The organism is Psittacicella gerlachiana, from assembly GCF_003585965.1.
Lineage (GTDB): Bacteria > Pseudomonadota > Gammaproteobacteria > Enterobacterales > Psittacicellaceae > Psittacicella > Psittacicella gerlachiana.
This window is the reverse complement of the sequence record NZ_NRJF01000068.1, coordinates 1-6,018: the sequence shown is the minus strand read 5'-3', so window position 1 is coordinate 6,018 and position 6,018 is coordinate 1. Positions and strand designations below refer to the sequence as shown.

The window sequence follows — 6,018 nt, the reverse complement described above, 5'->3', positions numbered from 1 at the left end:
ATTCCAAAATTAATGAATAATGTGATGGTTACGATTCCAATCACTTATCCGACAGAACTTCAAGAGCAAGAGAAGTTATCAAAGCTAATAGATGATATTGATAAATTAATTAAGGTCCAAGAAAGATACATCGCTAATCTAAAATTACAAAAACAATCTCTGTTACAAAAAATGTTTGTATAGTTCTTTCTATTCAAAAACTTTTCTCAAATTAAATAGAGTCTAGCTTTTCCAGCTAGGCTCTACTCTATTCGTATTAAAAAATTAAATAACCAATAAACGCAATTATAAATCCAACTACACCAATTAAGGTCTCAAGAACCGTCCATGTTTTTAATGTAGTCTTAGTATCCATTTCAAGGAAACGACTCATGAGCCAGAATCCTGAATCATTCACATGCGAAAGCACTGTTGCTCCTGAAGCTATAGCGATTACAATAAAACATAAATCCAATTCACTTAAACCTGTCGTTGCTTGTACCATTGGAGCTACTAAAGCAGCTGCTGTAGTTAAAGCTACAGTTGCAGATCCTTGAGCAACTCTTATTACAGTGGCAATTATAAAGGCAGCCACAATAATTGGCATTCCAGTATGGGCAAACATTGCTGAAAGTTCTTGTCCAATTCCTGAAGCACGAAGCACTCCTCCGAACATTCCTCCCGCACCCGTAACAATAATTACCGAACAAATTGGTCCTAAAGCTTTTTCACAAATTTGTTCTAGCTCATTTAAAGTACGGTCTTGTTTAAGTAGAATTAAAGCACAGATTAAAGTGATTAACAGAGCTATTGGCGTTTTTCCAATTAAACGTAGAGTTTCAACAAAAGTTGAGTCTTCAATCACTTTGGTTACGAGTAAAGTATTACTAATAGTCTCTAACATAATTAAGAATATTGGTAACACTAAAATAAAGATAACTCGAGCAAATGATGGTGGAGTAGTATTCTCTTGCTCTTGCCCAACAACTGCATTAACAAAAGCTTTTGGTAAAGCTACATACACTCGTTTACCTATCCATAAACTATAAAGATAAGAAGCAAAGTACCAAGTAGGTAAAGCACAAACCGTACCCACTAATACTAATAAGCCCACATTAGCTCCTAATAAATCCGCAGATACTACTGGACCTGGATGTGGTGGTAAAAAAGCATGCATTACCGCAAAAGCCCCTACCGATGGGAATACATAATAAAGCACCGAACCACCTAAACGTTTAGCTAAACTAAAGATGATTGGAAGCATTACTACTACCCCAGCATCAAAGAAAATTGGAAAACCAAAAAGCAGTGAAGCTATCCCTATCGCAAATCCCGCTCTCTTTTCTCCAAACTTATCTACAAGGGTATCAGAAAGAACTCTTGCTCCTCCCGAAACTTCCAATAACCGTCCAATCATCGCTCCCAAACCAACTAATAAAGCCACTGAAGCTAAAGTTGAACCAAAGCCACTCAACATTGTAGGAATAATTTTATCAACCGTAATACCGGCAGCTAAAGCAGTAAATAAACTTACTATTGTTAAGGCTACAAATGGATGTACTCTTAGTTTAATTATTAAAAATAATAAAACCAAGATTGCCATTACCATAATTGCAATGAGCATAGACAAATCCTTAATCTATAAAAGATCTTATTAACACTGATACAAAAATTAAAAAAATCTCTTAATATTTTGCTCCATATTTTTGCTCTTTGCAGTTAAAATATTCGGTTCTGTGATTTAGATCACAAATCTCAAAATTTCCTAATTTTTCTCTTGTTTCAATTTTTTGCTCGGGTATATAATGAAAAAAGAGTTAAAAGAATTACCCTAAACCATGAGGATTAAAATTAAACTAAGCACTTGATTTTTAACTCTTTATTTTCATTTTCACTCAGTGGTTTAGTACTACTCAGCTAAAATAGCGAAAATAACTTAACTAAAAGTACCCAACAAAAAATTATCTTTTTTGCTCGCTATCTTTGGCAATTATGATCAAAAATAATCAACACTAATAAATACATAACAGAGATAGCATAGTTAAAAATCTTCAAAATTAACACATGACCAAAATTTAATTTAAATTTTTTATCGGGAAATTCTTTAAAGAACTCGTCAAATAAGTTTCTTTAGATTTAATAAAATGGATTTTAATAGATGTAAAATTGAGATAGGATCAAAACATGACAAACAATCAAGTTGTTATCTTAATGGGAGTTTCAAGTACAGGAAAGAGTTCAGTAGGGAAAGCTGTTGCTCAAACTCTAGATATTAAGTTTATTGATGGAGATGACCTCCACCCTCGTGCTAATATCCAAAAAATGGCTTCAGGTCAGCCACTTAATGATCAAGATCGTGCTCCTTGGCTTGAGAGAATTGGTGATGCAGTTTATTCATTAAACAATAAACATGAAAGTGGAATTATTGTTTGCTCGGCTCTAAAAAAACAATACCGAGATCAAATACGTCAAGGAAATCCTCAAGTAAAATTTATTCATTTACATGGAGAGTTTGACTTAATCTTAGAAAGACTCAAACAAAGAGCCGGACACTTTATGAAAGCCAATATGCTCAAAAGTCAATTTGATACTTTAGAAGCAACATCTCAAGAAACAGATGTCATTGAAGTAGAAGTAAATAAAAGCTTACCTGATGTAATTCGTGAATGTGTTGTCATAATGCAAACATGGTTAACCCCTACTCGCCTCGATATCACTAAGGTTACTAATCCTCAAAGTGAAGATGCAGATATTCCGCCAACCGAAGCATGATCTAATTTAGCTTCTCGTTTAGCTTCTCGTTTAACTTATCATGCTTTTATACTATTGAGATTTTGCAATTTACTATTTTTTGGTTCATACCGATTTTTTACAAAGAGGAGTATAAAAGCATTAAAATCTCTTTTGCTTTTTAAAACATATCCGCTAATGTTTGATCTTACCTAGATCATAATCCCATAATATAACTTTTAGGATTCATATCACTAGGGTAAATTCCAATATAAAAAATAAACACAAAAAAATAGCGTATTACTTATAGAAATAGGAGGTGATTTATAAGTAATACGCCATTATGTATCAATGTTATATTAGTATAGCACAGAGTTCTCGGCGAACTTAGCAAATTATTTACTAAACTTAGCCTCTTATCCTTGAGGTTTACGAGCAAGCATAGTTGCAAATTTTAATTGAATCCGATTCCCTTGAGCATCTAATTTATGCAGATGTCCTAAATTTTCATTGTACTCAATAAACTCCCATCCTTGATAGTAATCTTTTAATTCCCCCTCACTAAAGGTAAAAGGAAAAGGCATAGAACAAGGATAATCAGCAGTTGACATAGCTGCAACTATTAAATTATAACCACCTGGATTAGTATGCTCTTGCATATTCGCAATAATTTGAGGTATTGCTTGACGCTCACAGAACATTAACACTACCGTTGAAACTATAAAGTCATAGTTGCTATTAATGCTTGCACTATTAATATCATATTCTTTGATAGTAATTGGAAAGTTTTCTTGCTTGGTAATACGCTTTAAAAACTCTAAAGATTCTTGATTACGATCAACCGCATCAATAGTAAATCCATTCAAAGCTAAATAAACAGAATTACGTCCCCCACCACAACCTAAATCTAAAACTTTTCCAGGTTTTACTACTTCTAGAGCTTTTACTACCTCAGAATGAGCTGGACTGAGATTATATTTTTTTGCAGGATACATTTGTTTGCGACAAAGAAACTTTAATTGAAATTCAAGATCGTCAGTTAAAGGTGCTACTTTATGCCACTGTTGAGGAGAAATAATATATTCTTTGTCATTAGGCTTTAAATCCACCGAAGAAACTTCATCCCCTGATTCATTAAGATAGGTAAATTTTAATTCTCCTTGTAAGATCTTTAAACCTGCATAGGTTTCTTCTTTGGTGTTGTGCATTTCAAGAAACATTGCTGGTATTGTATCTTTATGCCAAACTGGCATTTCTTTATATACCACTAAATCTTCAGTTTTCATTACTTCTCCCTATTAGAAAACATTAATCATTAGAAAGTGTCAATAACTAGAGTTATTAACAATTATCTAGTCCTAAACAAACTCATAAATTCTCAATAGACTATTATAAATCTGACCAAGTAAGGTAAATATAAGTTAGATCTTAAAATTTTAACATCAAAGTTATTCTTTTCTTAATAAAGATTTACTAATTTTACTGCTTTTTATGTAGGTCATTTACTACCTTTTATATTTAATCATTTACTGATTTTTACGTTTAATCATTCGCTGATTTTTGATAGCTAATCACTTGTAGACTTACTAATTTGCTTCTCTTTTGCTTTTGCTACTTTGTTACTTTTTTACAAGGTTTGACATCAGCTTACTTAGTTCTCTCTTTACGACAAAAGCCAGCAATTGCTGGCTTTGTAAGCTATTAATTTTTATGAGATGAATCTTGCATGAGTTCTAACTCTTCTCGAGCAATTCTTTCTTCATAAGCAGTAGAAGCTTGCATAAACTTAATCAGAGCCACTGCCACTAAGAAAAAGATTGCCCCACCTATAGCTCCAGCATAAGCATAAAGAGATACGGTATAGCGTAAAGCTGGATCAGTAAACAGAGATAAACTTAACTCTTGCTGTACTGAAAGTCCTACACCTACACTTATAACACTTGCTACTACTCCTAAGAGCAAATAGCCAATAAATTTACCTTTAGGTAAGTTAAATAAACTCTCTTTACCATAAAGAGGAGCAAGATAAAACGAACTCCAAGCTAAAGCAAATAAACTAATTAAAGGGTAACTATAAGCAAAGTATTGTTTTAGTTCACTTTCACCAAGAAAAACCTTATCACTACTTTGTGTTAAGACAAAAATTAACCAGCCCGCTAAAGCAAGAAGAATTAAATTTATTACCGCAAAGAAAAATCTTGGTTTACTGGTTTTACGACGAAAATATAAAGTGCAAACAGTAATAGCTAAGGGGATAAATCCACAAAGAAAGCCAAGGAAAATCGTTTGCCATAAAGTCGCATACTCTACATTAGCAATGGCAAGGAAAAACAAATGCCAACTTTGTCCTGAAAAAGCCTGAAAACTTTGTGACCAAGCAAGCAAAGATCCCATCCCAACAATAAAAATTAGTGCAGACCAAATAAAAAATGGTTTACTTGTTGTTTGTTTCATATGTCAAATGTTGTTAGTTCTAAAATTCGGCTCTTAGTATATCAAAAGATAGCTTTGGATTCTTAGCTTTCAAGTTTTTGTTGATCATCGCTTGAAGTTTATCAATTGAAGCTTCAACTTTACTTCTCTCAACTTTTATTTTTATATAGTGAGTTTGAGTTGAGATGATCCCTTAAAGTTATCTCAAATTTTATTTACCTACAATTTAGGTTTTAGCATTCAGAACTAAAATCTTACAACTCAGCATATACCCCTACACCACAAAACTTACTTGCAGAATCTAAATTCGCTCTTTAAGGAGACAAAAATTTTCGTTCAGAACTATTTTTTTGTCATATCAGAACTATTTCTTTGTCCTAAATTAACTCAATTACTTCTGTCACAATAAATTTTTTCTGCCGTAATAAACTTCCTTTCTAAATCATTTCTCAAGCAAACTGATCTATCTATTTGGACATTATTTTTGCAACTGACCGTACATATTGGACATTTAATTTAGTGATCTCTTATTTTAAAACAAATTTATAACAACTATATGATTATTAAGATTAAATAAAGTATATTTTTTACAAACTAAATTATATAATAAGGAATTGGAGACTTACTCTAAATTAATAATTTATTCTTAGAATTTATACACTTACTAAAGTGATATATTTCTTTGCAGTTATCTTCTAGCTAACTAACTATAATTAGCGATACCTACAAAGAGATTCTTTGTCATAAATTATTTTACATACATTTAGAACTACTCTTTTTTGTTGTTATACCTCAAAATATCAATTTAAAAATAATTCCGAATATAAAATCTTAATTTCTCTAAATTATTTTTATTCTTGAGCATAACAATGACAA

Annotated in this window: 4 protein-coding genes and 1 pseudogene; 2 read left to right on the top strand and 3 right to left on the bottom strand. The window is 31.9% G+C overall.

Annotated features, from left to right (window positions below):
• A pseudogene (locus CKF59_RS07870) lies at window positions 1–183 on the top strand (restriction endonuclease subunit S); the annotation flags it as partial.
• Between the two features lie 73 nt (window positions 184–256).
• Here the strand turns inward: CKF59_RS07870 and CKF59_RS02880 are convergent.
• Complete coding sequence (locus tag CKF59_RS02880; protein ID WP_119534482.1) at window positions 257–1,603, bottom strand: GntP family permease; 1,347 nt, start codon at window positions 1,601–1,603, stop codon at window positions 257–259.
• A 560-nt stretch (window positions 1,604–2,163) separates the two neighbouring features.
• Here CKF59_RS02880 and CKF59_RS02875 point away from each other — a divergent pair.
• The gene (locus tag CKF59_RS02875) at window positions 2,164–2,751 is read left to right on the top strand and encodes a gluconokinase (protein ID WP_119534481.1); all 588 of its coding nucleotides are present in this window, start codon (window positions 2,164–2,166) and stop codon (window positions 2,749–2,751) included.
• A gap of 374 nt (window positions 2,752–3,125) precedes the next feature.
• On the opposite strand, the gene tehB is transcribed toward CKF59_RS02875, so the two are convergent.
• Both tehB and CKF59_RS02865 read right to left on the bottom strand, forming a co-directional pair.
• A complete protein-coding gene (tehB, locus tag CKF59_RS02870) occupies window positions 3,126–3,995 on the bottom strand; it encodes an SAM-dependent methyltransferase TehB (RefSeq protein WP_119534480.1) in 870 nt (289 codons plus the stop codon).
• Window positions 3,996–4,410: 415 nt separating this feature from the next.
• A complete protein-coding gene (locus CKF59_RS02865; protein WP_119534479.1) occupies window positions 4,411–5,163 on the bottom strand; it encodes a hypothetical protein in 753 nt (250 codons plus the stop codon).
• Window positions 5,164–6,018: the final 855 nt, after the last annotated feature.